The 25,740-nt window shown below is 65.4% G+C and carries 32 protein-coding genes; 25 read left to right on the forward strand and 7 right to left on the reverse strand.

Annotated elements, in window-relative coordinates:
• Window positions 1–9 precede the first annotated feature (9 nt).
• The 6 genes from rpsN (at window position 10) to rpmD (ending at window position 2,532) form a co-directional block, all read left to right on the forward strand.
• Window positions 10–315: a 30S ribosomal protein S14 gene (gene rpsN, locus EYE42_RS12380; protein WP_103173022.1), complete on the forward strand. Its 306-nt coding sequence runs from the start codon at window positions 10–12 to the stop codon at window positions 313–315.
• 9 nt (window positions 316–324) lie between these two features.
• Window positions 325–723 carry a 30S ribosomal protein S8 gene (gene rpsH / locus EYE42_RS12385; RefSeq protein ID WP_130991632.1) on the forward strand — a complete coding sequence of 133 codons (399 nt, stop codon included), beginning with the start codon at window positions 325–327 and terminating at the stop codon, window positions 721–723.
• A 12-nt stretch (window positions 724–735) separates the two neighbouring features.
• Entirely contained in the window at window positions 736–1,269 is a 534-nt protein-coding gene (rplF, locus tag EYE42_RS12390) for a 50S ribosomal protein L6 (RefSeq protein ID WP_130991633.1), read from the forward strand.
• A gap of 12 nt (window positions 1,270–1,281) precedes the next feature.
• Entirely contained in the window at window positions 1,282–1,641 is a 360-nt protein-coding gene (gene rplR, locus EYE42_RS12395; protein WP_103173019.1) for a 50S ribosomal protein L18, read from the forward strand.
• A gap of 123 nt (window positions 1,642–1,764) precedes the next feature.
• Window positions 1,765–2,334: a 30S ribosomal protein S5 gene (gene rpsE / locus EYE42_RS12400; protein WP_130991634.1), complete on the forward strand. Its 570-nt coding sequence runs from the start codon at window positions 1,765–1,767 to the stop codon at window positions 2,332–2,334.
• A 12-nt stretch (window positions 2,335–2,346) separates the two neighbouring features.
• Window positions 2,347–2,532 (forward strand): 50S ribosomal protein L30, encoded by a 186-nt coding sequence (gene rpmD, locus EYE42_RS12405; RefSeq protein WP_130991635.1) that lies wholly within the window; start codon window positions 2,347–2,349, stop codon window positions 2,530–2,532.
• Between the two features lie 63 nt (window positions 2,533–2,595).
• Here rpmD and EYE42_RS12410 read toward each other — a convergent pair whose 3' ends face one another.
• Window positions 2,596–3,282 carry a VPLPA-CTERM sorting domain-containing protein gene (locus tag EYE42_RS12410; protein WP_130991636.1) on the reverse strand — a complete coding sequence of 229 codons (687 nt, stop codon included), beginning with the start codon at window positions 3,280–3,282 and terminating at the stop codon, window positions 2,596–2,598.
• Window positions 3,283–3,437: 155 nt separating this feature from the next.
• Here EYE42_RS12410 and EYE42_RS12415 point away from each other — a divergent pair, with 155 nt between their 5' ends.
• Window positions 3,438–4,157, forward strand: coding sequence for a hypothetical protein (locus EYE42_RS12415; protein WP_130991637.1), 720 nt, complete (start codon window positions 3,438–3,440; stop codon window positions 4,155–4,157).
• Here EYE42_RS12415 and EYE42_RS12420 read toward each other — a convergent pair.
• Window positions 4,154–4,771 (reverse strand): hypothetical protein, encoded by a 618-nt coding sequence (locus tag EYE42_RS12420; RefSeq protein WP_130991638.1) that lies wholly within the window; start codon window positions 4,769–4,771, stop codon window positions 4,154–4,156. The genes EYE42_RS12415 and EYE42_RS12420 overlap by 4 nt on opposite strands.
• Before the next feature lie 216 nt (window positions 4,772–4,987).
• Between EYE42_RS12420 and rplO the strand changes: the two genes are divergently transcribed.
• The 18 genes from rplO to EYE42_RS12510 all read left to right on the forward strand — a co-directional run bounded on the left by rplO (window position 4,988) and on the right by EYE42_RS12510 (window position 20,814).
• Window positions 4,988–5,467, forward strand: a complete 480-nt coding sequence (rplO, locus tag EYE42_RS12425) for a 50S ribosomal protein L15 (RefSeq protein WP_130991639.1) — start codon at window positions 4,988–4,990, stop codon at window positions 5,465–5,467.
• A gap of 108 nt (window positions 5,468–5,575) precedes the next feature.
• Window positions 5,576–6,946: a preprotein translocase subunit SecY gene (secY, locus tag EYE42_RS12430; RefSeq protein ID WP_130991640.1), complete on the forward strand. Its 1,371-nt coding sequence runs from the start codon at window positions 5,576–5,578 to the stop codon at window positions 6,944–6,946.
• A 29-nt stretch (window positions 6,947–6,975) separates the two neighbouring features.
• Window positions 6,976–7,659 carry an adenylate kinase gene (locus EYE42_RS12435; protein ID WP_130991641.1) on the forward strand — a complete coding sequence of 228 codons (684 nt, stop codon included), beginning with the start codon at window positions 6,976–6,978 and terminating at the stop codon, window positions 7,657–7,659.
• A 135-nt stretch (window positions 7,660–7,794) separates the two neighbouring features.
• The gene (gene rpsM / locus EYE42_RS12440) at window positions 7,795–8,163 is read left to right on the forward strand and encodes a 30S ribosomal protein S13 (RefSeq protein ID WP_103173012.1); all 369 of its coding nucleotides are present in this window, start codon (window positions 7,795–7,797) and stop codon (window positions 8,161–8,163) included.
• 12 nt (window positions 8,164–8,175) lie between these two features.
• A complete protein-coding gene (gene rpsK, locus EYE42_RS12445; RefSeq protein ID WP_130991642.1) occupies window positions 8,176–8,565 on the forward strand; it encodes a 30S ribosomal protein S11 in 390 nt (129 codons plus the stop codon).
• A gap of 115 nt (window positions 8,566–8,680) precedes the next feature.
• Window positions 8,681–9,697, forward strand: a complete 1,017-nt coding sequence (locus EYE42_RS12450) for a DNA-directed RNA polymerase subunit alpha (protein WP_130991643.1) — start codon at window positions 8,681–8,683, stop codon at window positions 9,695–9,697.
• Window positions 9,698–9,803: 106 nt separating this feature from the next.
• Window positions 9,804–10,223: a 50S ribosomal protein L17 gene (gene rplQ, locus EYE42_RS12455; protein WP_130991644.1), complete on the forward strand. Its 420-nt coding sequence runs from the start codon at window positions 9,804–9,806 to the stop codon at window positions 10,221–10,223.
• A 340-nt stretch (window positions 10,224–10,563) separates the two neighbouring features.
• On the forward strand, window positions 10,564–11,175 hold the full coding sequence (locus EYE42_RS12460; RefSeq protein WP_130991645.1) for a helix-turn-helix transcriptional regulator: 612 nt from the start codon (window positions 10,564–10,566) through the stop codon (window positions 11,173–11,175).
• 63 nt (window positions 11,176–11,238) lie between these two features.
• Window positions 11,239–11,829 (forward strand): acyl-homoserine-lactone synthase, encoded by a 591-nt coding sequence (locus EYE42_RS12465; RefSeq protein WP_130991689.1) that lies wholly within the window; start codon window positions 11,239–11,241, stop codon window positions 11,827–11,829.
• Between the two features lie 47 nt (window positions 11,830–11,876).
• Window positions 11,877–13,193, forward strand: coding sequence for a replication-associated recombination protein A (locus EYE42_RS12470; protein WP_130991646.1), 1,317 nt, complete (start codon window positions 11,877–11,879; stop codon window positions 13,191–13,193).
• 31 nt (window positions 13,194–13,224) lie between these two features.
• Window positions 13,225–13,593, forward strand: a complete 369-nt coding sequence (locus EYE42_RS12475; protein ID WP_130991647.1) for a fluoride efflux transporter FluC — start codon at window positions 13,225–13,227, stop codon at window positions 13,591–13,593.
• Complete coding sequence (locus EYE42_RS12480) at window positions 13,590–14,645, forward strand: RluA family pseudouridine synthase (RefSeq protein ID WP_130991648.1); 1,056 nt, start codon at window positions 13,590–13,592, stop codon at window positions 14,643–14,645. Before EYE42_RS12475 ends, EYE42_RS12480 begins: the two co-directional genes overlap by 4 nt.
• The gene (locus tag EYE42_RS12485) at window positions 14,642–15,298 is read left to right on the forward strand and encodes an HAD-IA family hydrolase (protein WP_130991649.1); all 657 of its coding nucleotides are present in this window, start codon (window positions 14,642–14,644) and stop codon (window positions 15,296–15,298) included. Before EYE42_RS12480 ends, EYE42_RS12485 begins: the two co-directional genes overlap by 4 nt.
• Complete coding sequence (locus tag EYE42_RS12490) at window positions 15,295–16,008, forward strand: ATP12 family chaperone protein (protein WP_130991650.1); 714 nt, start codon at window positions 15,295–15,297, stop codon at window positions 16,006–16,008. Before EYE42_RS12485 ends, EYE42_RS12490 begins: the two co-directional genes overlap by 4 nt.
• Before the next feature lie 163 nt (window positions 16,009–16,171).
• Window positions 16,172–17,188: an amino acid ABC transporter substrate-binding protein gene (locus EYE42_RS12495; protein ID WP_130991651.1), complete on the forward strand. Its 1,017-nt coding sequence runs from the start codon at window positions 16,172–16,174 to the stop codon at window positions 17,186–17,188.
• Between the two features lie 113 nt (window positions 17,189–17,301).
• The gene (locus EYE42_RS12500) at window positions 17,302–18,558 is read left to right on the forward strand and encodes an amino acid ABC transporter permease (protein ID WP_165455783.1); all 1,257 of its coding nucleotides are present in this window, start codon (window positions 17,302–17,304) and stop codon (window positions 18,556–18,558) included.
• 1 nt (window position 18,559) lies between these two features.
• The gene (locus EYE42_RS12505; RefSeq protein ID WP_130991652.1) at window positions 18,560–20,014 is read left to right on the forward strand and encodes an amino acid ABC transporter permease; all 1,455 of its coding nucleotides are present in this window, start codon (window positions 18,560–18,562) and stop codon (window positions 20,012–20,014) included.
• Window positions 20,015–20,025: 11 nt separating this feature from the next.
• Window positions 20,026–20,814: an amino acid ABC transporter ATP-binding protein gene (locus tag EYE42_RS12510; protein ID WP_130991653.1), complete on the forward strand. Its 789-nt coding sequence runs from the start codon at window positions 20,026–20,028 to the stop codon at window positions 20,812–20,814.
• Window positions 20,815–20,888: 74 nt separating this feature from the next.
• On the opposite strand, the gene EYE42_RS12515 is transcribed toward EYE42_RS12510, so the two are convergent.
• The 5 genes from EYE42_RS12515 to yidC form a co-directional block, all read right to left on the reverse strand.
• A complete protein-coding gene (locus EYE42_RS12515; protein ID WP_130991654.1) occupies window positions 20,889–21,407 on the reverse strand; it encodes a SixA phosphatase family protein in 519 nt (172 codons plus the stop codon).
• Between the two features lie 93 nt (window positions 21,408–21,500).
• Entirely contained in the window at window positions 21,501–22,400 is a 900-nt protein-coding gene (gene argB / locus EYE42_RS12520) for an acetylglutamate kinase (protein ID WP_130991691.1), read from the reverse strand.
• 90 nt (window positions 22,401–22,490) lie between these two features.
• Entirely contained in the window at window positions 22,491–23,141 is a 651-nt protein-coding gene (gene yihA / locus EYE42_RS12525; RefSeq protein WP_130991655.1) for a ribosome biogenesis GTP-binding protein YihA/YsxC, read from the reverse strand.
• Window positions 23,138–23,902, reverse strand: a complete 765-nt coding sequence (locus tag EYE42_RS12530) for an MOSC domain-containing protein (protein WP_130991656.1) — start codon at window positions 23,900–23,902, stop codon at window positions 23,138–23,140. The genes yihA and EYE42_RS12530 overlap by 4 nt, the downstream gene beginning before the upstream one ends.
• Window positions 23,899–25,731 (reverse strand): membrane protein insertase YidC, encoded by a 1,833-nt coding sequence (gene yidC, locus EYE42_RS12535; protein ID WP_130991657.1) that lies wholly within the window; start codon window positions 25,729–25,731, stop codon window positions 23,899–23,901. Before yidC ends, EYE42_RS12530 begins: the two co-directional genes overlap by 4 nt.
• Window positions 25,732–25,740: the final 9 nt, after the last annotated feature.

Here is a 25,740-nt window from a genome sequence, read left to right on the forward strand (position 1 = left end):
GTAAGAGATATGGCAAAGAAATCCATGGTCGAGCGCGAAAAGAAGCGCGAGCGTCTGGTGGCGAAGTTCGCCGCCAAGCGCGCCTCCCTCAAGGAGGTCATCAACGACCAGTCCCGCCCGATGGAAGAGCGGTTCAAGGCAAGCCTGAAGCTGGCCGAACTGCCGCGTAATTCGTCGGAAACGCGCCTGCACAACCGGTGCCAACTGACCGGTCGTCCGCATGCGTATTACCGCAAACTGAAACTGTCGCGGATCATGCTGCGCGAGCTTGGCTCGCAGGGGCAGATCCCCGGTCTTGTCAAGTCCAGCTGGTAAGGGGGCAACATGTCGATGAACGATCCTCTGGGCGATATGCTGACCCGCATCCGCAATGCGCAGATGCGCGGCAAATCGACCGTGCGCACCCCGGCCTCCAAGCTGCGCGCCTGGGTTCTGGATGTGCTGAAGGCCGAGGGCTATATCCGCGGCTATGAAGAAGTGACGACCGAGGCCGGCCATGCCGAACTGGAAATCGGTCTGAAATACCACGACGGCTCTCCGGTGATCCGGGAACTGTCGCGGGTGTCGAAGCCTGGGCGCCGCGTTTACGCAGGCGCCAGGGAAATCCCGCAGGTCCGTCAGGGTCTGGGCGTGTCCATCGTCTCGACCCCCAAGGGCGTCATGTCGGATGCAGCGGCTCGCAACGCCAATGTCGGCGGCGAAGTCCTCTGCACCGTGTTCTGAGGAGGGCAGCAGATGTCTCGGATTGGTAAAAAGCCGGTCGCTCTGCCCAAGGGCGTGACGGCCGAGATCAAGGGTCAGACCATCGAGGTGAAGGGGCCCAAGGGCACCCGCACCTTCACGGCGACCGACGATGTGGATCTGGTGCTGGAGGAAGGGTCGGTTGCGGTCAAGCCGCGCGGCACCTCCAAGCGTGCCCGCCAGCAATGGGGCATGACCCGCTCGATGGTGGAAAACCTGACGGTCGGCGTGTCGGAAGGCTTCAAGAAAGAGCTGGAAATCCAGGGCGTGGGCTATCGCGCACAGATGCAGGGCAAGACCCTGAAGCTGGCCCTGGGCTATTCGCACGACGTGAACTTCGAAACGCCCGAGGGTGTGACGATCACGGCGCCGAAGCAGACCGAAATCGTTGTGGAAGGCATCGACCAGCAGCTTGTTGGTCAGGTGGCCGCGAACATCCGCGAATGGCGCCGGCCCGAGCCCTACAAGGGCAAGGGCATCCGCTACAAGGGTGAGTTCGTCTTCCGCAAGGAAGGCAAGAAGAAGTAAGGGGCGCATGAAATGGCACTGAAAAAGCAAGAGCTGTTCCAGAAGCGCCGCCTGCGCGTGCGGAACAAACTGCGGGCGATGTCGAACGGCCGTCCGCGGCTGTCGGTTCATCGGTCGTCGAAGAACATCTCGGTTCAGGTCATCGACGACCTGAACGGCGTGACCCTGGCCTCGGCCAGCACGCTGGAGAAGGACTTTGGCCTGGTCGGCAAGAACAACGTCGAGGCCGCCGCCAAGATCGGCGCCGCGATTGCCGAGCGGGCAAAGGCTGCCGGGATCGAGGAAGTCGTCTTCGACCGTGGCGGCTTCATCTTCCACGGCAAGGTGAAGGCCCTGGCCGACGCCGCCCGCGAAGGCGGACTGAAGTTCTGATGATGCGGCCGGCGTCCGGGGAAACCGGCGCGCCGTCCCGATGATCCGGGGGCGTCTTTCGGGGCGCCCACCAGGATTGGCACAACGGGCGCGGATCGCGCGCCAGCACAGAAGGAATGCCTTATGGCAGAACGTGACAACCGCCGGGGCGGCCGCCGCGAAGAACGCGAGGAAAACCCGGAATTCCAGGATCGTCTGGTTGCGATCAACCGCGTGTCGAAAACCGTCAAGGGCGGCAAGCGCTTCGGCTTTGCGGCCCTGGTCGTGGTGGGCGATCAGCGCGGCCGCGTCGGATTCGGCAAGGGCAAGGCCAAGGAAGTGCCCGAGGCGATCCGCAAGGCGACCGAACAGGCCAGGCGTTCGCTGGTCCGCGTGCCGCTGCGCGACGGCCGCACCCTGCATCATGACATCGAAGGCCGCCACGGCGCGGGCAAGGTGATCATGCGCACCGCCGTTCCGGGAACCGGCATCATCGCCGGCGGCCCAATGCGCGCCGTGTTCGAGATGCTGGGCGTGCAGGACGTCGTGGCGAAATCGCAGGGGTCGCAGAACCCCTATAACATGATCCGCGCGACCCTGGACGGCCTGAAAAAGGAAGCCAGCCCCCGCTCGGTCGCGCAGCGTCGCGGCAAGAAGGTGGCCGACATCCTGCCGCAGGACAACAAACCGGCCGCCGAGCCGGTCGAAGCGTAAGGAGACAGGCGCATGGCAACCATCGTCGTCAAGCAGATCGGCAGCCCGATCCGCCGCCCCGCCATCCAGCGCGAGACGCTGAAGGGCCTGGGCCTGAACAAGATGCACCGCACCCGCGAGTTGGAGGATACGCCTTCGATCCGCGGCATGGTCGCCAAGATCCCGCATCTGGTGGCGATCATCGAAGAAAAGGCCTGATCCGCAGGGATCGCCAGACGAAACGCCCCGGAGACATCCGGGGCGTTTTTCGTTGGGTTTCGGTCAGGCGGCCCGCCGGCGCCGGCGCAGGCCAGCCAGGGCCGCCGCGCCACCGGCCAGCAGCAGACCCGAGGCCGGCAGGGGAATGGGCGCGGGGTTCATGTCCCCCGTGACGGATACGTCATAGCCGGACGCGCCCCCGTGATCCTCGCGCAGGATCTGGAGATAGTTCATGCCGGACCCCAGACTTCCCAGCGACAGGGTGAATTCGCCCGGCGACACCCCGCCGGGGCGCAGGTAACCGCCCAGGAATGTGCCGTTCAGCCAGACGAACAGCCCGTTATCGACCCCAAAGGACGCGCTGACGTTGCCGATGCCGCCGACCCCGCCATCCAGTTCGTAGATGATGGCCGTTTCGCTGTTGATGGGCCACGAGGCGGGGATCCCGACGGGACCGGCCGACCAGGCGCCGCCCGGTGCCGCCGGATTGGTCAGCCACGATCCCAGGGCCGTGGACGCCGCAGACAGGTCCGGCTCGTTGCCTGCCGGGATGTCCAGGGCCGGATCGCCGCCCAAGACATCGGCAAGGGGAAACATGAAGGTGCCTCCGAACGGGTTGGTTCCGTCCAGAACGGTGCCGATGCCGCTGTTGTAGCGGCCCGGCGTGCTGCCGTCGATCAGCGTCGCAGCCTCGGCCGCGCCTGCCAGCCCGCCGGCTGCCAGAAATGCCGCAAGAACCCTGAGTCTCATGATCCACCTCGATCGCAACATGGAAACCGGCGACAGTATAGCACGGGTCCGATCGGTCCCGAAAAGGATTGAAGCCCGCCCCGCCGGGAAAAAACGCTCGCCGCAACGCGCGGTTGTGTCTAACCTGCCGCGGAATCCCTTGGGCGGAGCATCCCGTGACGGTACGTGTGATCCTGGCTTGCGCGGCCCTTTCCGGGCTGGTGTCCGTGCCGGCGGCCTGGGCCGGGCCCTGGGCCCGCGAGGCCGGCCAGGCCTTTGTGTCGGTGACGCGCGAACAGGATCGCGCCGGCAATGCCCATACCGGCCTTTACGCGGAATACGGCCTGACGCGCCGCCGGACCCTGGGGGTCGAGATCGGTTACACGGATGTCGGCGAAACCACGGCGATGCTGTGGTATCAGCGGTCCCTGGACAAGGAAACGGGGCCGAACCGGCTGTCCTGGTCGATGGGGATCGGCGCCATCCGGCGCGATGGCAGGGTGCTGCCCTCGAGCCGGATCGCCCTGATGTGGGGGCGGGGCCTCCAGGGGCCGTGGGAGGGCGGCTGGCTGACGGCCGAGGGGCGGATCACCGTCTCGGGCAAGGCCGAATCCCTGCGCACCCGCCAAGGCCTCACCGGGGTGGAATATGCCTATCTGACGCCCGAGGTGGTGACCAAGCTGGATCTGACATGGGGGCTGCGGCCATCGCCGGCCTGGGCCGTGGTGAACCAACTGAGGGTAGAGGCGGCACGGGACCGCGATCTGTCGGCCCGGCTGGCGACCTCGCTGGTCCGTGACGTGCCCGGCCCGGCCCAGATCGAGGCCGGCGTGATCGCCCCCCTGGCCGGGCCGGGCGAACCTGCGCTGAAGATCGGTACCTGGCTGGAGTTCTAGCCTTTCTCGCGGCAGGCATAGACCGCGCCGCCGACCGCCACCACCGACACCGCGGCCCCTGCGGCGATGGCGGGGGACGAGGCCATGGCCGCCGCCGCCCCGCCGATCGAGGACAAGGCCCCGGAGATGTAACCCTGCGTGCCGCTGAGGATCACCGCCCCCGATCCGTCGGGCAGGACGCGCAGGCCGTTCACCGCGCCCCGCGCCGCTGCCCCGCTGATGGCCATGGCGGCATTGCGGGTCTGGTTCACGCGCTGGCAGGCGGTGCGGGCAGGCGCCTCGCACCGGCCATAGGCGTCGCGGCGCCCCAGGTCATAGCCGATGATGGAATCGCTGCCGGTATCGTGACGCAGGCAAAAGGGACCGCGTTCGGCATCCGACAGGCCGGGGGTCAGGCTGCGCAGCACGACATAGCTGGGACAGGTGTCGCGTTTCCAGGCGGTGAACAGGACCTCGCGCCGGCTGAAATGATCGCTCAGCCCGGGCTCGTCCCGGTCATAGGCCAGTGGCACGTCCTTGCCGCTGATGCGCGCGGTGCAGAACTCGGGCTCGGCGGCATTCGTGACCTGGGGGGCGGCGGACAGGCACAGGACGCAAAGAAGGGGGCGGATCATGGAAAGGGTCCATCGGGCAAATCGTTTTCCGTGATAGGATCGGGGCGCTGATGCGCAATTCACATCCGCTTGTCTGCGGCGTGACCAGGCCGCCCTTGCCCCGTGGATCGGTTCGGTCTATACGCCCGCGGGTGCCAAGGGGCACCGATTCAATAACCATATGCCGTGTCCGCCCTGTTTTCGCTTCGGGGGCGTGTCCGGCCAAGGAGAAGCGACATGAAACTGCATGAAATCCGCGACAACGACGGCGCCAACCGCAAGAAAAAGCGCGTGGCGCGCGGTCCGGGCTCGGGCAAGGGCAAGACCGCCGGCCGGGGCATCAAGGGCCAGAAATCGCGGTCGGGCGTTGCCCTGAACGGCTATGAAGGCGGGCAGATGCCGCTTTATCGCCGCCTGCCCAAGCGCGGCTTCACCAAGCCGAACGCCAAGTCCTTTGCGGTGGTGAACCTGGGCCAGATCCAGTCCTTTGTCGATGCGGGCAAGATCGACGCGGGCACTGAGCTGACCGAGGATGCCCTGGTCGCCTCGGGCCTGGTGCGGCGCAAGCTGGACGGCATCCGTCTGCTGGCCAAGGGCGAGGTGACCTCGGCCCTGACGATTTCCGTGACCGGCGCGTCGAAATCGGCCGTCGAGGCGGTCGAAAAGGCGGGCGGCCGCGTGTCGCTGCCGGTCGCGGCCCAGGCGGCGGCGGAATAAGCTGTTGAACGGGGCGGCACCGCCCCTTATGCAGCAATCAGCTTTTCCTGGCGCCGCCGGTCCCGGAAACGGACACGGCGGCGCTGTCTTGACACGGGAACGACACACATGGCGTCAGCCGCAGAACAGATGGCCGCGAACCTTTCCTGGAGCGCGTTCGGCAAGGCCACCGAACTTCGCCAGCGCATCTGGTTCACGCTCGGGCTGCTGATCATCTATCGTCTGGGCACCTATATCCCGGTGCCGGGCATCGACGGGGCGGCGCTGCGCAACTTCATGGACCAGGCGCAGTCCGGGATCGGCGGCATCCTGTCGATGTTCACCGGCGGCGCGCTGGGCCGGATGGGCGTCTTTGCGCTGGGCATCATGCCCTATATCTCGGCCTCGATCATCGTGCAGCTTCTGACGGCGATGGTACCGTCGCTGGAGCAGTTGAAGAAGGAAGGCGAGCAGGGCCGCAAGAAGATCAACCAGTACACCCGCTATGGCACTGTGGCGCTGGCGCTGTTCCAGGCCTATGGTCTTGCCCGCAGCCTCGAGGCCGGAGGGCTGGCCCACGATCCGGGGCTGTTCTTCCAGGCGTCCGTGGTCATCACCCTGGTCGGCGGCACCATGTTCCTGATGTGGCTGGGCGAACAGATCACCGCGCGCGGCATCGGCAACGGCATCTCGCTGATCATCTTCGTGGGGATTCTGGCCGAGGTTCCGGCCGCCCTGGCCGGCTTCTTTGCCCAAGGGCGTTCGGGCGCCATTTCGACCCCGGTGATTCTGGGCGTGATCGTGATGGTCGTGGCCGTGATCGCCTTTGTCGTGTTCATGGAGCGCGCGCTGCGCAAGATCCGCATCCAGTATCCCCGGCGTCAGGTCGGCATGAAGGTCTATGACGGCCAGTCGTCGCACCTGCCGATCAAGGTGAACCCGGCGGGCGTCATCCCGGCGATCTTTGCAAGCTCTCTGCTGTTGCTGCCGGTCACGATCTCGACCTTCTCGGGCAACCAGACCGGGCCGGTCATGTCCACGATCCTGGCCTATTTCGGGCCGGGGCAGCCGCTGTATCTGCTGTTCTTCGCTGGCATGATCGTGTTCTTCGCGTATTTCTATACCCAGAACGTCAGCTTCAAGTCCGACGACGTGGCCGAGAATCTCAAGAACCAGGGCGGCTTCATTCCGGGCATCCGTCCCGGCAAGCGGACCGAGGAATATCTGGACTATGTTGTGAACCGCGTGCTGGTGATCGGGTCGGCCTATCTGGCGGCGGTCTGCCTGCTGCCGGAAATCCTGCGCAGCCAGTGGTCGGTGCCGTTCTATTTCGGCGGCACCTCGGTCCTGATCGTGGTGTCGGTGACGATGGACACCATCAATCAGGTCCAGAGCCATCTGCTGGCGCATCAATATGAAGGTCTGATTGAGAAATCCCAATTGCGTGGTAAACGCAAGGAGGGAGGCGCCAAGCCGCGCCGCGCACCATCGCGCCGCTGACAAGGACCGACGAGGGGGACAGTGCCGTCATGACGATCAATATCATTCTGCTGGGGCCGCCCGGTGCCGGCAAGGGGACCCAGGCCCGCCGTCTGGTCGATGACCGGGGGCTGGTGCAACTGTCCACGGGGGACATGCTGCGCGCGGCCCGGTCCTCGGGGACCGAGATGGGCCGGCGCGTGGCCGAGGTCATGGACCGGGGCGAACTGGTCACCGACGAGATCGTCATCGGCCTGATCCGCGAAAAGCTGTCCGAGGGCGGAAACGGCTTCATCTTCGACGGCTTTCCCCGCACGCTGGCCCAGGCCGATGCCCTGGGGGCGCTTCTGGATGAAACCGGAATGGTGCTGGACGCGGTGGTGGAAATGCAGGTGGACGACCAGGCGCTGGTCCGCCGCATCACCGGCCGCTATACCTGCGGCAATTGCGGCGAAGTCTATCACGACGACACCAAGCCCACGGCCAGGCCGGGGGTGTGCGACGTCTGCGGATCGACGGACCTGCGCCGCCGCGCCGACGACAACGAGGACAGTCTGAAAACCCGGCTGCTGGAATATTACAAGAAGACCTCGCCGCTGATCGGGTATTATCATGCCAAGGGCAAGCTGAAGGTCGTGGACGGACTGGCCGACATGGACCAGGTGGCCGGCCAGATCGCCGCCGCCCTGCCGATGCCGCAGCACGCACTTGACGCGGCAGGCCGCGGCTTATAAGTCACGGCATCTCGCAAGAGAATCACCCTGTGAAGCGGGTGGATCATCCGTTGGCCCGGAGGCATCGCTTTCGGGCCTTGCGTTGTGAAAAAAGGTTCCGGCGTTACGGAACCGCAACTGTATAAAGGAAAACGCGTGGCTCGTATTGCTGGCGTCAACATTCCGACCGGGAAACGCGTCCCGATCGCCCTGACCTATATCCACGGCATCGGCCCGATGTATGCCGAACAGATCTGCGAGGCCGTCGGCATCGACCGCGCCCGCCGCGTGAACGACCTGTCGGATGCCGAAGTTCTGCAAATCCGCGAATACATCGACGCCAACCTGACCGTCGAAGGCGACCTGCGCCGCGAAACGCAGATGAACATCAAGCGCATGATGGACCTGGGTTCCTATCGCGGTCTGCGCCATCGCCGCGGCCTGCCGGTCCGCGGTCAGCGTACCCACACCAATGCCCGCACCCGCAAGGGCCCGGCCAAGCCGATCGCCGGCAAGAAGAAGTAAGGGGCAGGATCAATGGCACGCGACAAGACCCGCATGAAGCGCAAGGAGCGCAAGAACATCGCCACCGGCGTGGCGCATGTGAACTCCTCGTTCAACAACACCAAGATCCTAATTTCGGACGTTCAGGGCAATGCGATCGCCTGGTCGTCCGCCGGCACCATGGGCTTCAAGGGATCGCGCAAGTCGACTCCCTATGCCGCCCAGATGGCTGCCGAGGATGCCGGCCGCAAGGCCCAGGAACACGGCGTCCGCACGCTGGAGGTCGAGGTTCAGGGCCCCGGTTCGGGCCGCGAATCCGCGTTGCGCGCATTGGCCTCGGTCGGCTTCAACATCACCGCGATCCGCGACGTGACGCCGATTGCCCACAACGGATGCCGCCCCCCGAAGCGTCGCCGCGTCTGATTTCAGATGAACCTTGACCGGACCGCGCCATGCTGCGCGGTTCGGCTTTTCCGTTTTCAACCTCGGGCGTTTCCGGCCAGGGACATGGGCCGGGGGCAAGTATGGAGGCAAACGCATGATCCACAAGAACTGGGCCGAGCTGATCAAGCCGACGCAATTGGTCGTCAAGCAAGGCGCGGATGCCACCCGCACCGCCACGCTGGTCGCCGAGCCGCTGGAGCGGGGCTTTGGCCTGACGCTGGGCAACGCGCTGCGGCGTGTGTTGTTGTCGTCGCTGCAGGGGGGGGCCATCACCTCGGTGCAGATCGACAACGTTCTGCATGAATTCAGCAGCGTCGCGGGCGTCCGCGAGGACGTGACCGACATCGTCCTGAACCTCAAGGGCGTCACGCTGAAGATGGACGTGGAAGGGCCCAAGCGCCTGACCCTGTCCGCCAAGGGGCCGGGCGAGGTCAAGGCCGGCGACATCCAGGAAACCGCCGGCATCACCGTGCTGAACCGCGATCACGTCATCTGCCACCTGGACGACGGCGCCGATCTGAACATGGAACTGACCGTGCAGACCGGCAAGGGCTATGTGGCCGCCGACAAGAACCGCCCCGAGGATGCGCCCATCGGCCTGATCCCGATCGACGCGATCTTCTCGCCTGTCAAGCGCGTCAGCTATGAAGTCACGCCGACCCGCGAGGGGCAGGTGCTGGACTATGACAAGCTGACCATGAAGATCGAAACCGACGGCTCGCTGACCCCCGAGGACGCGGTGGCCTATGCCGCGCGCATCGTTCAGGATCAGTTGTCGGTCTTCGTGAACTTCGACGAGCCGGAATCGGCCAACCGCCAGGACAGCGACGACGGCCTGGAATTCGATCCGCGCCTGCTGAAGAAGGTGGACGAACTGGAACTGTCGGTGCGGTCGGCCAACTGTCTCAAGAACGACAACATCGTCTATATCGGCGACCTGATCCAGAAGACCGAGGCCGAGATGTTGCGGACCCCGAACTTTGGCCGCAAGTCCCTGAACGAGATCAAGGAAGTGCTGTCGGGCATGGGCCTGCATCTGGGTATGGATGTCGTGGACTGGCCGCCCGAGAACATCGAGGATCTGGCCAAGCGCTTCGACGACCAATTCTGAGCTTTGGCGGGGCCACGGTCCCGCCAATCGGGCAATCCGCCCCAAGGAGAGCGGCCCGCACGCATGGGCTGCCGGACAAAGCAAAACACGTCAAAGGAGAAACATCATGCGTCACGCCCGCGGCTATCGCCGCCTCAACCGCACCCACGAACACCGCAAGGCGCTGTTCGCCAACATGGCCGGCAGCCTGATCGAACACGAGCAGATCAAGACCACCCTGCCCAAGGCCAAGGAACTGCGTCCGATCGTCGAAAAGCTGATCACGCTGGCCAAGCGCGGCGATCTTCATGCGCGCCGCCAGGCTGCCTCGCAGCTCAAGCAGGATCAGCATGTCGCCAAGCTGTTCGAGGTTCTGGGGGCGCGCTACAAGGATCGCCAGGGGGGCTATGTCCGTATCCTGAAAGCCGGTTTCCGTTATGGCGACATGGCGCCGATGGCGATCATCGAATTCGTGGATCGCGATACATCGGCCAAGGGTGCTACGGATCGTGCCCGTGTCGAGGCCGAAACAGCAGACGCCGAATAGGCCTCTGCGCCGGGCCCGGAGCGGGCCATCGGGTCATTGATCGAATCAGACGCCCCGTCGCCAGTCCGGCTGCGGGGCGTTTCTGTCTGAAAGCAGAGGAAGGGTCGGGCCTGAATGCTTGGAAGGCACAAGAAAACTCAGGACTGACGCTGCGTCATGACGTTCATCATCGGTCAGGGGCATTGCCAGCAACTGCTGGCAGAGATCCGCTGGCAGGGCATGAATTCCGCTGAAACATCTCATGCCGGGGATCTCCCATCCCGTTAATGATATGGCAAGAATTTTGCGTCACACCTAGAATGTCCGTTGACGGTAATGAAGGCAATTTGTCTAAAAAGTCATGTCATCACGCGCAGATATCAATGCAGGCTTGCGGAAACTGGGGAAACACGCCCCGGCCGGCTATTTCGTGGGCCTGCATATCCGTTTTGCCGCCCCTTTGATGCAGTTCCAGACCTATTCAGAAAAGTGGTCTGAGTTCTATTCCCAGAACGGCTATGCGCTGCGCGATCCGACGATTGCCTGGGGATTTTCCACAACCGGCGCCTGCCGCTGGTCCAGCCTGCCCATTCCGGACCCGTTCAACATTCTCAAGGATGCCGCGGATCATGGCCTGACCTATGGCCTGACGGTATCCTGCGGACCGATCAACTCGCGCACGATCGCCAGCTTCGCGCGCAGCGACCGCGAGTTCACGGATGACGAGATCGACGAGATCTCGGCCACGGTAGGCCGGCTTCACGATTCGACGGAGCCGCCGACAAGCCTGACAAAGGCTCAAAAAGAGGCCCTTCGTTGCGTTGCGGAGGGCGATCGTCATGCGGCAGCGGCAGCCAAGCTTGGCATTACCGAAAGCGCGTTCAAGGCAAGGTTGATTTCAGTCCGCGAAAGACTGAAGGCACGCACAACGGCCGAGGCGCTGCAACGGGCCAAGGAATACCGTCTGCTTTAAGGACATCGCCCAGGGGAGCCATGACGCGGGGAAGGGTCATCCCAACACCCCAGGAGAATGACCATGCTGACGACCACGCTTTCCTTTTCCAACCTGCACCACCATGGCGAGTTATTCGCCAAGCTTTTTCGCGCCCGCAAGCAGAGCTTTATCATCCAGAAGAACTGGGATCTGCCCGAGGCCGAGGACATGGAGTTCGACCAGTACGACACGCCCCAGAGCCGATGGATCGCGGTTCATGACAAGGGCGAGGTTCTGGCGGGCTTTCGCCTGACGCCCACCATCGCCCGCTGCGGCATCTACAGCTACATGATCCGGGATGCGCAAAAGGGTATCCTGGGCGGGTCGATCCCCCAGGATCTTCTGTATGCCGAGGCGCCGGTGGACGAGCAGGTGTGGGAATGCTCGCGCGTGTTCGTTGGCCACGACATCCCCCAGAGCCTCCGGCGCAAGGTCCATTTCAAGATGGTCGAGGCCATGACCGCATCGGCGCGCGAACTGGGTGCCACGCGGCTGATCGCGCTGACCGGCGCAAGCTGGCCGCGCTGGTACGGCCGCTGCGGCCTCGAGGCCGAGGCCATGGGCCGCGTGCTGTGGATCGACGACGGCCATTTCCAGTGCGTGTCGATCAACCTGACCGCCAAGATGCACTGAGGCGGGGGCTGTTCGCGGCCAGCGGGCCGCCCTACATTGACGGCATCATGCCCGATCTGTTCGACACCAGCACCCGTTCAGACCCGCCGCCCGTCCCGGCGGTGCGTCCCTTGGCCGATCGCATCCGCCCGGTGCGCATGGGCGATGTGATCGGCCAGGACAGGGTTCTGGGGCCGGATGGCCCCCTGGGCTCGATGCTGGCGTCGGGCAGCCTGTCGTCGCTGATCCTGTGGGGGCCGCCGGGCGTGGGCAAGACCACGATCGCCCGCCTGCTGGCGACCGAAACCGACCTTGCCTTTGTTCAGATCAGCGCGATCTTCTCGGGCGTGCCCGAACTGCGCAAGGTCTTCGACGCGGCGAAACTGCGCCGTGCGCAGGGCCGGGGGACGCTTTTGTTCGTGGACGAGATCCACCGCTTCAACAAGGCCCAGCAGGACAGCTTTCTGCCTCATATGGAAGACGGGACGATCCTTCTGGTCGGCGCCACGACCGAGAATCCGTCCTTCGAACTGAACGCCGCGCTGATGTCGCGGGCCCAGGTCATCGTACTGGACCGCCTGGGCCTGCGCGATCTGGAACTCTTGGCGCAGCGGGCCGAGCGCGAATTGGGCCGCAAGCTGCCCCTGACCGCCGGGGCGCGGGACGCCCTGCTGGAAATGGCCGACGGCGACGGGCGCGCGGCCCTGAACCTGATCGAGCAGGTCGCCGCCTGGAAAACCGACCGCCCCCTGGACCAGGCGGCGATGGCCGGGCGGCTGATGCGGCGCGCCGCGAAATACGACAAGTCCGGCGACGAGCATTACAACCTTATCTCGGCGCTGCACAAGTCTGTGCGCGGCAGCGACCCTGACGCCGCATTGTATTGGCTGGCGCGGATGCTGGAGGGGGGCGAGGATCCCCGTTACCTGGCCCGCCGCATCACCCGCATGGCGATCGAGGACATCGGCCTGGCCGATCCCGCCGCGCAGCGGCACTGCCTGGATGCCTGGGCGATGTATGAACGGCTTGGCAGCCCGGAAGGGGAACTGGCCCTGGCGCAAGCGGTGATCTATCTGGCGCTGGCCCCGAAATCGAATGCCGGCTATGTGGCCTACAAGGCCGCGCGGGCCGAGGCGCGGCGCACCGGCAGCCTGATGCCCCCGGCCCATATCCTGAACGCGCCCACATCCTTGATGAAGGATCAGGGCTATGGCGCGGGATATGCCTATGACCACGACGCCGAGGACGGCTTTTCCGGCCAGACCTATTTCCCCGAGGGCATGAAGCGGCCGGTGCTCTATACCCCCGTCGAGCGCGGATTCGAGCGGGATTTGAAAAAGCGTCTGGACTGGTTTGTCCAGCAGCGGCTGAAGCGCGGCGGTTGACTTTGGCGGCGGCGCGGCACAGGACCAGCGGATGATGAACGCATATCTTCAGGTTGCCTTCGGCGGGGCCATCGGGTCGATGGCGCGGCTTGGTCTGTATCGCGCGCTGCCGGTCCGGGACTTTCCGGCGGCAACGATGCTGGTGAACGTCGCGGGCAGCCTGGCGATGGGCCTGCTGGCCGCCCTGCTGGCGCAGCGCGGCGGCCTGGCCTGGGCGCCGTTTCTGATGCCCGGCGTCCTGGGCGGGTTCACGACCTTTTCCGCATTTTCGCTGGATGCGCTGACCCTGTGGGAACGCGGGCAGGGCGGGCTGACCGTTGCCTATGTCGCAGGCTCGGTGGTGCTGTCGCTGGGCGCGGTCGTTCTGGGCTTGGCGCTGGGCCGGGGGCTTTCCGCATGAGCGGCGTGCAGACCATCCGCGTGGGCGGGGACGAGGGCGAACAGCGCCTGGACCGCTGGCTGAAGAAGAAGTTTCCGCAGCTTGGCCAGATCGCCATCGAAAAGCTGTGCCGCACCGGCCAGATCCGCGTCGATGGCGGGCGCGTGAAGCCCGCGGCCCGGATCGAGGCCGGGCAGGAGGTCCGCATTCCCCCGCTGCCGGACGCCGCCCCGGTTCCGGCCCGCGCCAAGGACCGCCCGATCGGTCCGGGCGTGGCCGATGGCGACGCCCGGATGATCCAGTCGGCGGTGCTGTGGAAGGACGAGCACATCATCGCCCTGAACAAGCCGCCGGGCCTGCCCAGCCAAGGCGGCAGCGGGCAGGGCGACCGTCACGTGGACGGACTGACCACGGCGCTGATGTTCGGCTTCAAGGACCGGCCCAAGCTGGTGCATCGGCTGGACAAGGATACCTCGGGCATGCTGCTGCTGGCCCGCACCGACCGCGTGGCCCGCGCCCTGTCCGAGTCGTTCCGGTCGCGCACCACGCGCAAGATCTATTGGGCGGCCGTGGCGGGCGTCCCGCATCCGCGAATGGGCACGGTGCGCTATGGCCTGGTCAAGGGCGGGGCTGGGCGCGGCGACAATGAAAAGATGATCGCCGTGCATCCCCGCGACATCGACACGACCGAGGGCGCCAAGCGCGCGACCACCGATTATGCCGTGCTGGACGCATTGGGCACGCGGGCCAGTTGGTGCGCGCTTGTCCCCGTCACCGGGCGGACGCATCAATTGCGCGCGCACATGGCCGAACTGGGCCATCCCATCGTGGGCGATGGCAAGTATGGCGGGTCGGGGCAGGAAAACCTGGGCGATGGCTGGGGCGCGCAACTGGGCGGAGAGATCAGCCGCAAGCTGCATCTGCACGCCCGGTCGATCAGCTTCGATCATCCGATCACCAAAAAGCGCATCACCCTGACCGCGCCCCTGCCCGATCACATGGCGCGGACCTGGAAGACCCTGGGCTGGCACGAGAACGACGTGCCGGACGATCCTTTCGCGGATGCCGAATGAAGCTGGTCGTCTTTGATGTCGACGGCACCCTGATCGACAGCCAGCATCACATCGTCGGCGCCATGAATGCAGCCTTTGCAGAGGCGGGCCTGCCGCCGCTGGACCGCGGCCAGATCCTGCGCATCGTTGGCCTGTCCCTGCCCGTGGCGGTGGCCGAACTGGCAGGGGATCAGCCCCCCGTCATCCAGGCCCGCATCGTTCAGGGCTATCGCCAGGCCTTCCTGCAGGCGCGTCTGGTCCAGGCGGCACCGCTGTATCCCGGCGCGCGCGATTGCCTTGACCTGCTGGCCGGCCGCGACGACGTGCTGCTGGCGCTGGCCACGGGCAAGTCGCGCCGTGGCGTGGGCGCGATGCTCGAGGCGCATGGCCTTACGGGCCGTTTCGTCAGCATCCAGACGGCGGACGATCATCCGTCGAAGCCGCATCCCGCGATGCTGCTGGCGGCGCTGGCGGAAACCGGGGTCGGGGCCGGCGGGGCGGTGATGGTGGGCGACACCAGCTTTGACATGAACATGGCCCGACAGGCAGGCATTGCCGCGCTGGGGGTCGGCTGGGGCTATCACCCGGCCGATGATCTGCGCGCCTCGGGGGCTGCCCATGTGGCAGGCGATTTTGCGGAACTGGGCCGGATCCTAACGGAGTGGGCGGCATGACGGAATGGAAGGCGCGGCGGTTCTGGACGGCATCGGCCATCGAGGAGGCCGGGCAGGGGTTTCAGGTGCTGCTGGATGCCCGGCCATTGCGCACGCCGGGCAGGCTGCCGCTGATCCTGCCCACGGCCGATCTGGCGCTGGCCGTTGCCGGGGAATGGGACGCGCAGGGCGATGTGATCGATCCGAATGCCATGCCGCTGACCCGCGCGGCCAATTCGGCCATCGAAAAGGTTGCCCCGCAATTTGCCGATGTGGCGGACATGCTTGCCGCTTATGGCGGCACGGATCTTTTGTCCTATCGCGCGGACCAGCCGGCCGAACTGGTCCGCCGGCAGGCCGAGGCCTGGGATCCGCTGGTGGACTGGGCGGCGACGGACCTGCGCGCCCCCCTGCGCATCACCCATGGGGTCATTCCGGTCGATCAGGATTCCCGCAGCCTGTCCCAGTTTCATCGGCACCTGACGGAACTGGATGCTTTTGGCCTGACGGCATTGCACGATCTGGTGACATTGCCGGGGTCGCTGGTGCTGGGCCTGGCGGTGATCCGCGGCCGGATCGACGCCGACACCGCCTTTCGCCTGTCGCGCATCGACGAGGATTTCCAGATCGAACGCTGGGGCGCCGACGACGAGGCCGAGGCTGCCGCCGAAAGCCGCAGGCAGGCGATGCGGGTTGCCGAACGGGTGTGGCACCTGTCCCGCGCCGGTTGAAACCGCCCCGCTGGCGGGCGATGCGCTTGACGCATCAGTCAGGATCGGCACTATGTTGCCTATGGAGGCCCACGGCGTGCCTTCGCAGGACAAGTCCGGCCAACGGGCCGGACATTGCCGGACTGGGCGCCGCCCACCCGGTCAAGCCAACAAAGGGGTAGAGATGAAGACTTCGCTTTTTCTGGGCTCTGTCGCCGCCGCCGCGCTGACAGCGGGGGCCGGCATGGCCGACACGCTGGCCGACGTGAAGGCGCGCGGCGAACTGAACTGCGGTGTGAACACGGGTCTGGTGGGCTTTGCCGCGCCGGATGCCAACGGCAACTGGACGGGCTTTGACGTCGATCTGTGCCAGGCGGTCGCCGCCGCCGTGCTGGGCGATCCTGCCAAGGTGCGCTATGTGCCGACCACGGGCCAGACGCGCTTCACCGCCCTGTCCTCGGGCGAGGTGGATATGCTTGCCCGTAACTCGACCTGGACCTTCTCGCGCGATACCGACCTCGCGCTGGATTTCGTGGGCGTGAACTATTACGACGGCCAGGGCTTCATGGTGCGGTCCGATCTGGGCGTGACCTCGGCCAAGGAGCTGGACGGGGCAACGATCTGCATCCAGACCGGCACCACCACCGAACTGAACCTGGCCGATTATTTCCGCGCCAACAACATGAGCTATCAGCCCGTCAACATCGACAGCAACGCCGAGGGCGAACAGCAGTACATGGCCGGCGCCTGCGACGCCTACACGACCGACGCCTCGGGCCTGGCGGCGACCCGCGCGGCCTTTGCCGACCCGGAAAACCACATCATCCTGCCTGAGATCATTTCCAAGGAACCGCTGGGACCGGCCGTGCGCCACGGCGACAGCAACTGGGGCGACATCGTCCGCTGGACGCTGTATGCGTTGATCGCCGCCGAGGAATACGGCGTCACCTCGGCCAATATCGAGGAGCTGTCCTCCTCGTCCCAGAACCCCGAGGTGCAGCGCCTTCTGGGCACCACCGACGATCTGGGCGCCATGATCGGCCTGGACAAGGAATGGGCCAAGCGCGCCATCATGGCCAGCGGCAATTATGGCGAGATCTTTGCGGCCAACATCGGCGAACAGACGCCCATCGGCCTGACCCGCGGGCTGAATGCCCAGTGGACGCAGGGCGGCCTGATGTATGCCATGCCCTTCCGCTGAGGGTTAGCGCAGACTGCCTGGGGGCGCGTCCCGTGCCCCCTTGGCACATCGAAGGAACCGGTCGCGGAAAAACGCCGCCATCACAAGGCAGGACCGGCCACAGGGGTAGAAGAATGACGGATGTCAGGGCGCCGCAGAACGCTTCGTTCCGGCCAAGCATGCTGATCTACGACCGGCGCTATCGGTCGCTGACCTTTCAGGTCATCGTGTTCGTTCTGGTGATGGCGCTGGCATGGTGGCTGGTCAACAACACCATCCAGAACCTTGCCGCGATGGGCAAGACCTTCAACTTCGGCTTTCTGTGGCAGCGCGCGGGATACGACATCCCCCAGACGCCGATCCCCTATACCTCTGACGACACGCATTTCCGCGCCGCCGTGGTGGGCCTGCTGAACACCCTGATCGTGTCGGTGCTGGGCTGCATCGCCGCGACCGTGCTGGGCATCGTCGCGGGCGTGGCGCGGTTGTCGAAGAACTGGCTGATCGCGCGGCTGATGACCGTCTATGTCGAGGCGTTCCGCAACATGCCGCTGCTGCTGTGGATCCTGATCGTCTTTGCCATCTTCACCGAGGTGATGCCGCCGCCCAATGCGTTCCGGGGCGACGATCCGTCCGCCAGCATGATCCTGTTCGACCACGTCGCGCTGACCAACCGCTATACCGCGATCCCGACCCTGGCGATGACCAACGATCCGGGAAGCCTGGATCTGGGTGCGCGCATTACCTTCAACTGGGCGACGCTGGCCTTTGCGGCCGTGCTGATCGGCGGCTGGCTGGCGCGGCGGGCGATCAACCGCTGGGCGCAGGACGTGCAGGACCGCACCGGCGTCCGCCCGACGACCTGGTGGATGAGCCTTGCCGTCATGACGGTGCCGTCGCTGCTGCTGATCTGGTATTTCGGCCTGCATCTGGTGGCCCCGGAACTGCGGGGCTTCAACTTCACCGGCGGGCTGAACGTCCAGAACGGGCTGGTGGCCCTGTGGCTGGCGCTGACGCTGTATACCGGGGCATTCATCGCGGAAATCGTGCGCGCGGGCATCCTGGCCGTCAGCCGGGGCCAGTCCGAGGCGGCCTTTGCCCTGGGCCTGCGGCCGCGCCGCACCATGAGCCTGGTGATCCTGCCCCAGGCGCTGCGGGTCATCATCCCGCCGCTGATTTCCCAGTATCTGAACCTGACCAAGAACAGTTCGCTGGCCATCGCGGTGGGTTACATGGACATCCGCGGCACCCTGGGCGGCACGACCTTGAACCAGACCGGGCGCGAGCTCGAGGCGATCCTGCTGATGATGGGGGTCTATCTGACGCTGAGCCTGATCATTTCGGCCGGGATGAACGTCTTCAACGCCCGCGTGAAACTGAAGGAGCGGTGAGATGAGCGATACCCACGCCCAGACCGTTCCCTTTGTCCGCGAGACGATGCTGCCGCCCGCCGATCCCCCCCTGCGCGAGGCGGGGGCCGTGCGCTGGCTGCGGGAAAACCTGTTCTCGGGTCCGGCGAACACGGTCCTAACGATCCTGGGTTTCCTGATCATATGGTTCCTGGTCAGCCATTTCTGGGACTGGATCGCCCATTCGGTCTGGAACGCGGACAGCCTGGCCGACTGCCGCCGGATCATTGCCGAAACCTGGGGCGAGGGCGCGCGTGGCGCCTGCTGGGCAGTGATCCGCGAACGCTGGAACCAGTATGTCTTCGGTTTCTATCCGGTCGAACTCTATTGGCGACCGACCATGGCCTTTGGCCTGCTGTTCGTCGCCCTGACGCCGGTGCTGTTTTCGGCATCCGTCATGATTCGCCGGATCGTTCTGGTGCTGACCACGGTGCTGACGCTGTGGGCAATGACGGTGCTGGGGGCCCCCGCCGTCTGGCTGGCCTTTGCCGCCGTCGTTCTGGTCGGCGCGCTGGCCGTATCGGAACGCCGGGTGTCCTGGCTCTTGGTGTTTTCCATCCTGTATCCGCTGATGGGGGTGTGGTTCCTGTGGGGCGGATCGGCCTGGGGACCGGTCATGGTGCTGATGGGGCCGGTGCTGGGCTGGATCGCCTGGCGGCTGCTATCGGGCCTGTCGCCGATGGCGGCAGCGGTCGCGGCACTGGTCGTCCCGGTGCTGTGGTGGCTGCTTTATGCAGGCACTGCCGCGCGCGACGCCGAGGCGCTGGTATCGCTGGCGATCCCGGCCGTGGCCTCGGACCGGTTCGGGGGGTTTCTTCTGTCGATCACCATCGGCGTCGCGGGCATCGCCATGTCGCTGCCGCTGGGGATCGTGCTGGCCCTGGCGCGGCGGTCGGACATGTTCCTGGTGAAGTCGCTGGCGGTGATCTTTATCGAATTCATCCGGGGGGTGCCGCTGATCGCGCTGCTGTTCGTGGCGTCCCTGCTGCTGAACTATTTTCTGCCGCCCGGCACCACCTTCGACATTATCCTGCGCGTCATCATCATGGTCACGCTGTTCGCCGCCGCCTATATGGCCGAGGTGATCCGGGGCGGCCTTGCCGCCCTGCCCAAGGGCCAGTACGAGGCCGCCGACGCCCTGGGCCTGGATTACTGGAAGGCGCAGCGGCTGATCGTGCTGCCGCAGGCGCTGAAGATTTCCATCCCCGGCATCGTGTCCACCTTTATCGGCATGTTCAAGGACACGACACTGGTGACCTTCGTGGGCCTTTACGATCCGCTGAAATCCATGTCCGACGCGGTGCGCGCCAGTACAAGCTGGAAGGGCATCTACTGGGAGCCGTATATCTTTGTCGGCGCCATCTTCTTTCTGATCTGCTTCGGCATGTCGCGGTATTCGATGTATCTCGAACGCCGTCTGGCACGCGACCACAGGTAAGGACAACCGCCATGAGCGAAGACAGCACCCGCCGGATCGACCGCAGCCAGATGCACATCAGCACCGAGGTCGCCATCGACATCCGCAACATGAACAAGTGGTACGGCAGCTTTCACGTGCTGCGCGACATCGACCTGACCGTGCATCGGGGCGAACGGATCGTCATCGCCGGGCCGTCGGGATCGGGCAAGTCCACGCTGATCCGCTGCATCAACCGGCTGGAGGAACACCAGTCCGGCCACATCGTCGTGGACGGGATAGAACTGACGAACGACATCAAGAACATCGACAAGGTCCGGTCCGAGGTGGGCATGGTGTTCCAGCACTTCAACCTGTTCCCGCATCTGACGGTTCTGGAAAACTGCACCCTGGCGCCGATCTGGGTGCGCAAGCAGCCGCGCCGGCAGGCCGAGGAAACCGCCATGCATTTCCTGACAAAGGTCAAGATTCCCGAACAGGCGCACAAGTATCCGGGCCAGTTGTCCGGCGGTCAGCAGCAGCGCGTGGCCATCGCCCGGTCGCTGTGCATGCAGCCCCGGATCATGCTGTTCGACGAACCCACATCGGCGCTGGACCCCGAGATGATCAAGGAGGTTCTGGATACGATGATCGAACTGGCCGAGGACGGCATGACCATGATCTGCGTCACGCACGAGATGGGCTTTGCCCAGGCCGTCGCCAACCGCGTGATCTTCATGGACCAGGGCCAGATCGTCGAACAGAACGAGCCGCGCGAGTTCTTCAACAATCCCCAATCGGAACGGACCAAGCTGTTCCTGAGCCAGATCCTGGGGCACTGACGGCCAGGGACTGGGAACCTTACGTTTCCAGTCCCCCCTGGGGGATAGTCAGGCCCCCAGGTCCGGGGAAAAGGTCAACCTCGGCCGTCGAGCCGCACGAAATCCATGACGCTGCCCTGGCCGGGTTCGACCTGCTGCCAGTTCTCGATCTGGAAATCGACCACAAGGGTCGCTCCGGTCGGATAGCGGCGGAAATCCGGGTCGTGCGGCAGCCGTGCAGGCAAAAGCGCGGCCAGTTCGGAAATGCCCGGATTGTGGCCCAGCATCATGACGGTGGGATGGGCGGCGGTTTTCAGGATCGACAGCATTTTCTCGGGTCCGGCCTGATACAGGCCCGGCTCGATGCGGATCACGGGACGCACCTCGAGCGCCGCGCTGGCGATCATCGCCCAGGTTTCCTGCGTCCGTGCGGCCGACGAACACAGCACCTCCTCGGGTTCATAGCCGCGCGAGGCCATCCAGTCGCCAAGCGCGCGGGCCGAGCGGCGGCCGCGGTCATTCAGGGGGCGGTCGTGATCGGCAAGGGTCGGATCGTCCCAGGCCGACTTGGCATGGCGCGTCAAGATCAGGCGTCGATGTCCAAGCGGTGTCATCAGCGATCAGGCCCCCGTATGATGGTATTGTGACGGCATTCACGCCGCAGCCTGCCACAGGGCCGTCACCCTCGGCAAGCCGATCCATCGGCGTCAGAGCAAGGCGCCGCCCTGGCGCAATCCGTGCGGGCGGGTGCTGGGCGGGGTGGACCGGATCAGGCTGCCCGCGCCATGTTCCGTGAACAGTTCCAGCAGGCTGGCATGGGGCACGCGTCCGTCCAGGATCACCACTGCGCGCACCCCGTCCTGCAAGGCCATCAATGCGGTTTCGGTCTTGGGGATCATGCCGCCCGCGATGGTGCCGTCGGCGATCATGTCGCGCACCTGATCGGGATGGATCTGGGTCAGAACCTCGCCGGTCTTGTCCTTGACGCCGGGCACGTCGGTCAGCAGCAGCAGCCGGTCGGCCCTGAGCGCGCCTGCGATGGCGCCCGCGGCGGTGTCGCCGTTGACGTTGAAGGTCTCGTTGTCGGCCATGCCGGTGGCCACGGGGGCGATGACCGGGATCAGCCCGGCCTTGTACAGGTCGCGGATGATCTGGACGTTCATCTCGACCGGGCGGCCGACGAAACCCAGTTCGGGATCGTCCGCCTCGCAGACCATCAGGTCGTCGTCCTTGCCGCTGATACCGACGGCGCGCCCGCCCGCGTCGTTGATGGCCTGGACGATGCGCTTGTTGACCAGGCCCGACAGCACCATTTCCACCACTTCCACGGTTTCCTTGGTGGTCACGCGCTTGCCGCGCACGAAGGTGCTTTCGATGCCCAGCTTGGCCAGCATTTCGTTGATCATCGGCCCGCCGCCGTGGCAGACCACCGGGTTCATGCCGACCTGCTTCATCAGCACGATGTCGCGGGCGAATTCGGCCATGGCATCGTCGTCGCCCATGGCGTTGCCGCCGAACTTCACCACCACGACCGCGCCGGAATAGCGTTGCAGATAGGGCAAGGCTTCGGAAAGGGTATGAGCGGTCGCTGTCCAGTCCCGGTTCATGTTCTGCGTTCTCATCCTTGGCCCCTGTCTGACGTGCGGACCCTAGGACGCAACGGCAGGCCCGTCCAGACGCGATCAGTCCAGACGCGATCAGTCCAGGGCGGCGATGATCGCGCGCAGCGTGGCGATGCCATCCCCCTTGTCGGACGAGGTGACGACGATCTGGGGAAAGGCGGCGGGATGTTTCTGCAATTCCGCCTCGACTTGGGCGATCACGGGCTGGATGGCGTTCGGTCCCAGCTTGTCGGTCTTGGTCAGGACAACCTGAAAGGGCACGGCAGAGCGGTCAAGCAGGGTCATGATCTCGTGATCGACGGGCTTCACGCCATGGCGCGAATCGATCAGGCAGAAGGCGCGGCGCAGGGTGGCCCGCCCGGCAAGATAGGTCTTCAAAAGCGCCTGCCACTTGGCGACGACGGCGACAGGCGCCTTGGCAAAGCCGTAGCCTGGCAGGTCCACCAGATAGCTGTGGTCGCCAAGCGTGAAGTAGTTGATTTCCTGCGTTCGTCCCGGCGTGTTCGACGCCCGCGCGATGCCCTTGCGGCCGGTCAGCGCATTGATGAGACTGGACTTGCCGACGTTGCTGCGGCCCGCGAAGCAGACCTCGGGACGGTCGGCGGGGGGCAGGCCGTCCATCGCGACCACGCCTTTCAGGAAATCGACCGGACCGGCGAACAGCAGGCGCGCGGCCTCGGCCGTGTCGGCATCGGGTTCCGGGGCGACGGGAAATGCCACCCTCATGCGATCACCGCGTCGCCCAGGACGATGTCGCCGCCGGTGACAACCTCGGCGAAGATGCCGAAGTCGGTGTGGCCATACAGGCGTTCCAGCGTGGCCAGCATGTCGATGTCGCGGTTTCCGGTTTCGGTATCGGCGCAGGTCGCCTCGCATCGGCCGATATGGTCGGTCACGCGCAGTTCCGCCTTGCCGATGCGAAGAATGCGTCCAATCAGGTTGCGCTCGGCCCAAGGCTGCCAGCCGTCCACCCACAGGTTGCCGCGCCAGCGGTGGATGCCCAGGCTCTGGCCGGTTCGTTCCTTAAGCTCGGCAAGGCTGGTCAGCGACAGGATCGAGATCCAGGGCCATTTCTGGTCGGTCCAGATCGCGGCGCCGCGCACAAGCCGTGTGGGGGCGGGGGCGTCCGACGGCCACAGGGGGCGCAGCCATTCCACCAAGCGGTCGCTGTCCGTTTCCGGGTCGATGACCAGATCGGGTTGGGTCGGATGCCGCAGGGTCAGGCCGCCGGTCCGGTTCCAGCCGCCGCTGATCGCCTGCACCTGCGATGACCGGACGCCCCGCACGAAACAGGACTTGGGCAGCCAGCGGTCGGGCTGGCCCCCGATCTGGCCCCCCTGGGCGTTGTGTTCGCCCGTTTCGGTCAGCACCGCCCATTCCCGGTCGCCGGGCAGGCGGCGGGCGGCGGCCAGGATGACGTTGTCCAGCCCCTCGCCGCCGACCGACTTGATCGGGTGGCGGCGGATATGGGCCAGATGCGCGGTCACTTGCTGCCCTTGCGGGGGCGGGCGGGGATCGAGGACTTGATGTTGCCGAAAAAGTCCGGGCGGTGCCCGTGCATCGACATGATCGTGTATTGCTGGACGATGGTGATCAGGTTGTTGGTGATCCAGTAGAGCACCAGGCCCGAGGCAAAGCCGCCCAGCATGAACATGAAGATCCACGGCATCCACGCAAAGATCATCTTCTGCGCCGGATCGGTGGGGGCCGGGTTCAGCTTTTGCTGCATCCACATGCTGATGCCCAGCAGGATTGCCAGCGCGGGCAAGGACAGCGAATGCAGCAGGGTTCCCTGCGCCGGCGGCGCAAAGGGCAGCAGCCCGAACAGGTTGAGCAGGGACGAGGGATCGGGCGCGGCCAAATCCTGAATCCAGCCGAACCAGGGCGCGTGGCGCAGTTCGATGGTGACGAAGATCACCTTGTAGAGCGCAAAGAAGATCGGGATTTGCAGCAGAACCGGCAGGCAGCCCGCGGCGGGGTTCACCTTTTCGCGCTTGTAAAGCTCCATCATCTCTTTCTGGAACTTCATGCGGTCGTCGCCGGTACGGGCCTTCAACTCCTCCATCTGCGGCTGCAGTTCCTTCATCTTGGCCATCGAGATGTAGGATTTGCGCGCCAGCGGAAAAACCAGCGTTTTCAGGATGAAGGTCAGCGCGATGATCGACCAGCCCATGTTGCCGATCATGCCGTTCAGCCAGTGCAGGACGCGGAAGATCGGCTTGGTCAGGAAATAGAACCAGCCCCAATCGATGGAATCGACAAAGCCCTGGATGCCGGGGGTTTCCTGATAGCCGTTGATGACCTCCCACACCTTGGCGCCGGCGAACAGATAGCTGTCGGCACTGACCTGGGTGCCGGGCGCGACCGTCTGCATCGGATAGCGGGCTTCGGTCTGATAGATGTCGGCCCCTTCGGCGTATTTCACGACCGAGGTGAAGCCCTGGCCCGGCGCGGGGGCCAGTGTGGTCATCCAGTATTTGTCGGTGAACCCGATCCAGCCGTTGCCCGTCACCTGCGTGACTGCGGCGCGGCCTTCGCGGTCCACCGGGTCCAGTTCGGCGATATTGTCGTATTTGAGTTCCTGAAGGGTGCCGTCCGCCATTCCCACGGCGCCTTCGTGCAACACAAAGAAGTTCTGGGTATCGGGCTGGCCGTGGCGCGCGATGATGCCATAGGGGGCGGCGGTAAAGGCCGCATCGCCATTGTTCTGCAAGGCATGGCCGACGGTGAACAGGTAGTTGTCATCCACCTGGAAGGTGCGCCGGAAGATCTGGCCCGCGCCATTGTCCCAGATCAGCGTCACCGGCTGTCCGGGCGCCAGCATGTCGCCCGACTCCACGGTCCAGACGGTCGAGGGGCCGGGCACCAGCGACGGATCGACGCCCGGACCGGGGGTCCAGCCATAGACCGCGTAATAGGGTTTGGCCGCGCCGGTCTGGATCGCGTCGGTCGCCGTGGCCGAGGACGGCGACAGCAGCCGGACATTGGGCGAATTGTCGTCCAGCGTCTCGCGGTACCGGGTCAGCAGCAGATCGTCGATCCGGCCGCCCGCCAGCGAGATCGACCCGTTGAGCGAGGGCGTCTGGATCTGCACGCGGCCCGCCTGGGGCGCCGTGTCGGCGGGCGCGGCGCCCAGATCGGCGGGCAGGGTGCTGCTTTCGGGATTGGCCAGCGGCACGTCCTGCGTCTGGGTTTCCACCGCGACCGGCTGCTCGGCCGGGGCCGGAGGTTCGGGCGCAAAGACCGTGTACCAGACCAAGATCACCAGAAACGACAGAACCGTCGCCAGGATCAGATTGCGGTTGTTGTCTTCCATGCCCTCACC

It is taken from the genome of Paracoccus subflavus, assembly GCF_004310345.1.
GTDB lineage: Bacteria > Pseudomonadota > Alphaproteobacteria > Rhodobacterales > Rhodobacteraceae > Paracoccus > Paracoccus subflavus.

What these genes read in the sequence shown, in the direction of transcription:
- EYE42_RS12450 (WP_130991643.1), top strand. Translation starts at nt 8,681, where the DNA reads ATGATCCACAAGAACTGGGCCGAGCTGATCAAGCCGACGCAATTGGTC.
- secY (WP_130991640.1), top strand. Translation starts at nt 5,576, where the DNA reads ATGGCGTCAGCCGCAGAACAGATGGCCGCGAACCTTTCCTGGAGCGCG.
- EYE42_RS12515 (WP_130991654.1), bottom strand. Translation starts at nt 21,407, where the DNA reads ATGACACCGCTTGGACATCGACGCCTGATCTTGACGCGCCATGCCAAG.
- rplF (WP_130991633.1), top strand. Translation starts at nt 736, where the DNA reads ATGTCTCGGATTGGTAAAAAGCCGGTCGCTCTGCCCAAGGGCGTGACG.
- EYE42_RS12420 (WP_130991638.1), bottom strand. Translation starts at nt 4,771, where the DNA reads ATGATCCGCCCCCTTCTTTGCGTCCTGTGCCTGTCCGCCGCCCCCCAG.
- EYE42_RS12460 (WP_130991645.1), top strand. Translation starts at nt 10,564, where the DNA reads ATGTCATCACGCGCAGATATCAATGCAGGCTTGCGGAAACTGGGGAAA.
- argB (WP_130991691.1), bottom strand. Translation starts at nt 22,400, where the DNA reads ATGAACCGGGACTGGACAGCGACCGCTCATACCCTTTCCGAAGCCTTG.
- EYE42_RS12505 (WP_130991652.1), top strand. Translation starts at nt 18,560, where the DNA reads ATGAGCGATACCCACGCCCAGACCGTTCCCTTTGTCCGCGAGACGATG.
- rpsK (WP_130991642.1), top strand. Translation starts at nt 8,176, where the DNA reads ATGGCACGCGACAAGACCCGCATGAAGCGCAAGGAGCGCAAGAACATC.
- EYE42_RS12470 (WP_130991646.1), top strand. Translation starts at nt 11,877, where the DNA reads ATGCCCGATCTGTTCGACACCAGCACCCGTTCAGACCCGCCGCCCGTC.
- EYE42_RS12465 (WP_130991689.1), top strand. Translation starts at nt 11,239, where the DNA reads ATGCTGACGACCACGCTTTCCTTTTCCAACCTGCACCACCATGGCGAG.
- rpmD (WP_130991635.1), top strand. Translation starts at nt 2,347, where the DNA reads ATGGCAACCATCGTCGTCAAGCAGATCGGCAGCCCGATCCGCCGCCCC.
- EYE42_RS12510 (WP_130991653.1), top strand. Translation starts at nt 20,026, where the DNA reads ATGAGCGAAGACAGCACCCGCCGGATCGACCGCAGCCAGATGCACATC.
- EYE42_RS12410 (WP_130991636.1), bottom strand. Translation starts at nt 3,282, where the DNA reads ATGAGACTCAGGGTTCTTGCGGCATTTCTGGCAGCCGGCGGGCTGGCA.
- yihA (WP_130991655.1), bottom strand. Translation starts at nt 23,141, where the DNA reads ATGAGGGTGGCATTTCCCGTCGCCCCGGAACCCGATGCCGACACGGCC.
- rpsH (WP_130991632.1), top strand. Translation starts at nt 325, where the DNA reads ATGTCGATGAACGATCCTCTGGGCGATATGCTGACCCGCATCCGCAAT.
- EYE42_RS12485 (WP_130991649.1), top strand. Translation starts at nt 14,642, where the DNA reads ATGAAGCTGGTCGTCTTTGATGTCGACGGCACCCTGATCGACAGCCAG.
- rpsE (WP_130991634.1), top strand. Translation starts at nt 1,765, where the DNA reads ATGGCAGAACGTGACAACCGCCGGGGCGGCCGCCGCGAAGAACGCGAG.
- rplR (WP_103173019.1), top strand. Translation starts at nt 1,282, where the DNA reads ATGGCACTGAAAAAGCAAGAGCTGTTCCAGAAGCGCCGCCTGCGCGTG.
- EYE42_RS12435 (WP_130991641.1), top strand. Translation starts at nt 6,976, where the DNA reads ATGACGATCAATATCATTCTGCTGGGGCCGCCCGGTGCCGGCAAGGGG.
- EYE42_RS12495 (WP_130991651.1), top strand. Translation starts at nt 16,172, where the DNA reads ATGAAGACTTCGCTTTTTCTGGGCTCTGTCGCCGCCGCCGCGCTGACA.
- rpsN (WP_103173022.1), top strand. Translation starts at nt 10, where the DNA reads ATGGCAAAGAAATCCATGGTCGAGCGCGAAAAGAAGCGCGAGCGTCTG.
- yidC (WP_130991657.1), bottom strand. Translation starts at nt 25,731, where the DNA reads ATGGAAGACAACAACCGCAATCTGATCCTGGCGACGGTTCTGTCGTTT.
- rplO (WP_130991639.1), top strand. Translation starts at nt 4,988, where the DNA reads ATGAAACTGCATGAAATCCGCGACAACGACGGCGCCAACCGCAAGAAA.
- EYE42_RS12500 (WP_165455783.1), top strand. Translation starts at nt 17,302, where the DNA reads ATGACGGATGTCAGGGCGCCGCAGAACGCTTCGTTCCGGCCAAGCATG.
- EYE42_RS12480 (WP_130991648.1), top strand. Translation starts at nt 13,590, where the DNA reads ATGAGCGGCGTGCAGACCATCCGCGTGGGCGGGGACGAGGGCGAACAG.
- rplQ (WP_130991644.1), top strand. Translation starts at nt 9,804, where the DNA reads ATGCGTCACGCCCGCGGCTATCGCCGCCTCAACCGCACCCACGAACAC.
- EYE42_RS12490 (WP_130991650.1), top strand. Translation starts at nt 15,295, where the DNA reads ATGACGGAATGGAAGGCGCGGCGGTTCTGGACGGCATCGGCCATCGAG.
- EYE42_RS12475 (WP_130991647.1), top strand. Translation starts at nt 13,225, where the DNA reads ATGATGAACGCATATCTTCAGGTTGCCTTCGGCGGGGCCATCGGGTCG.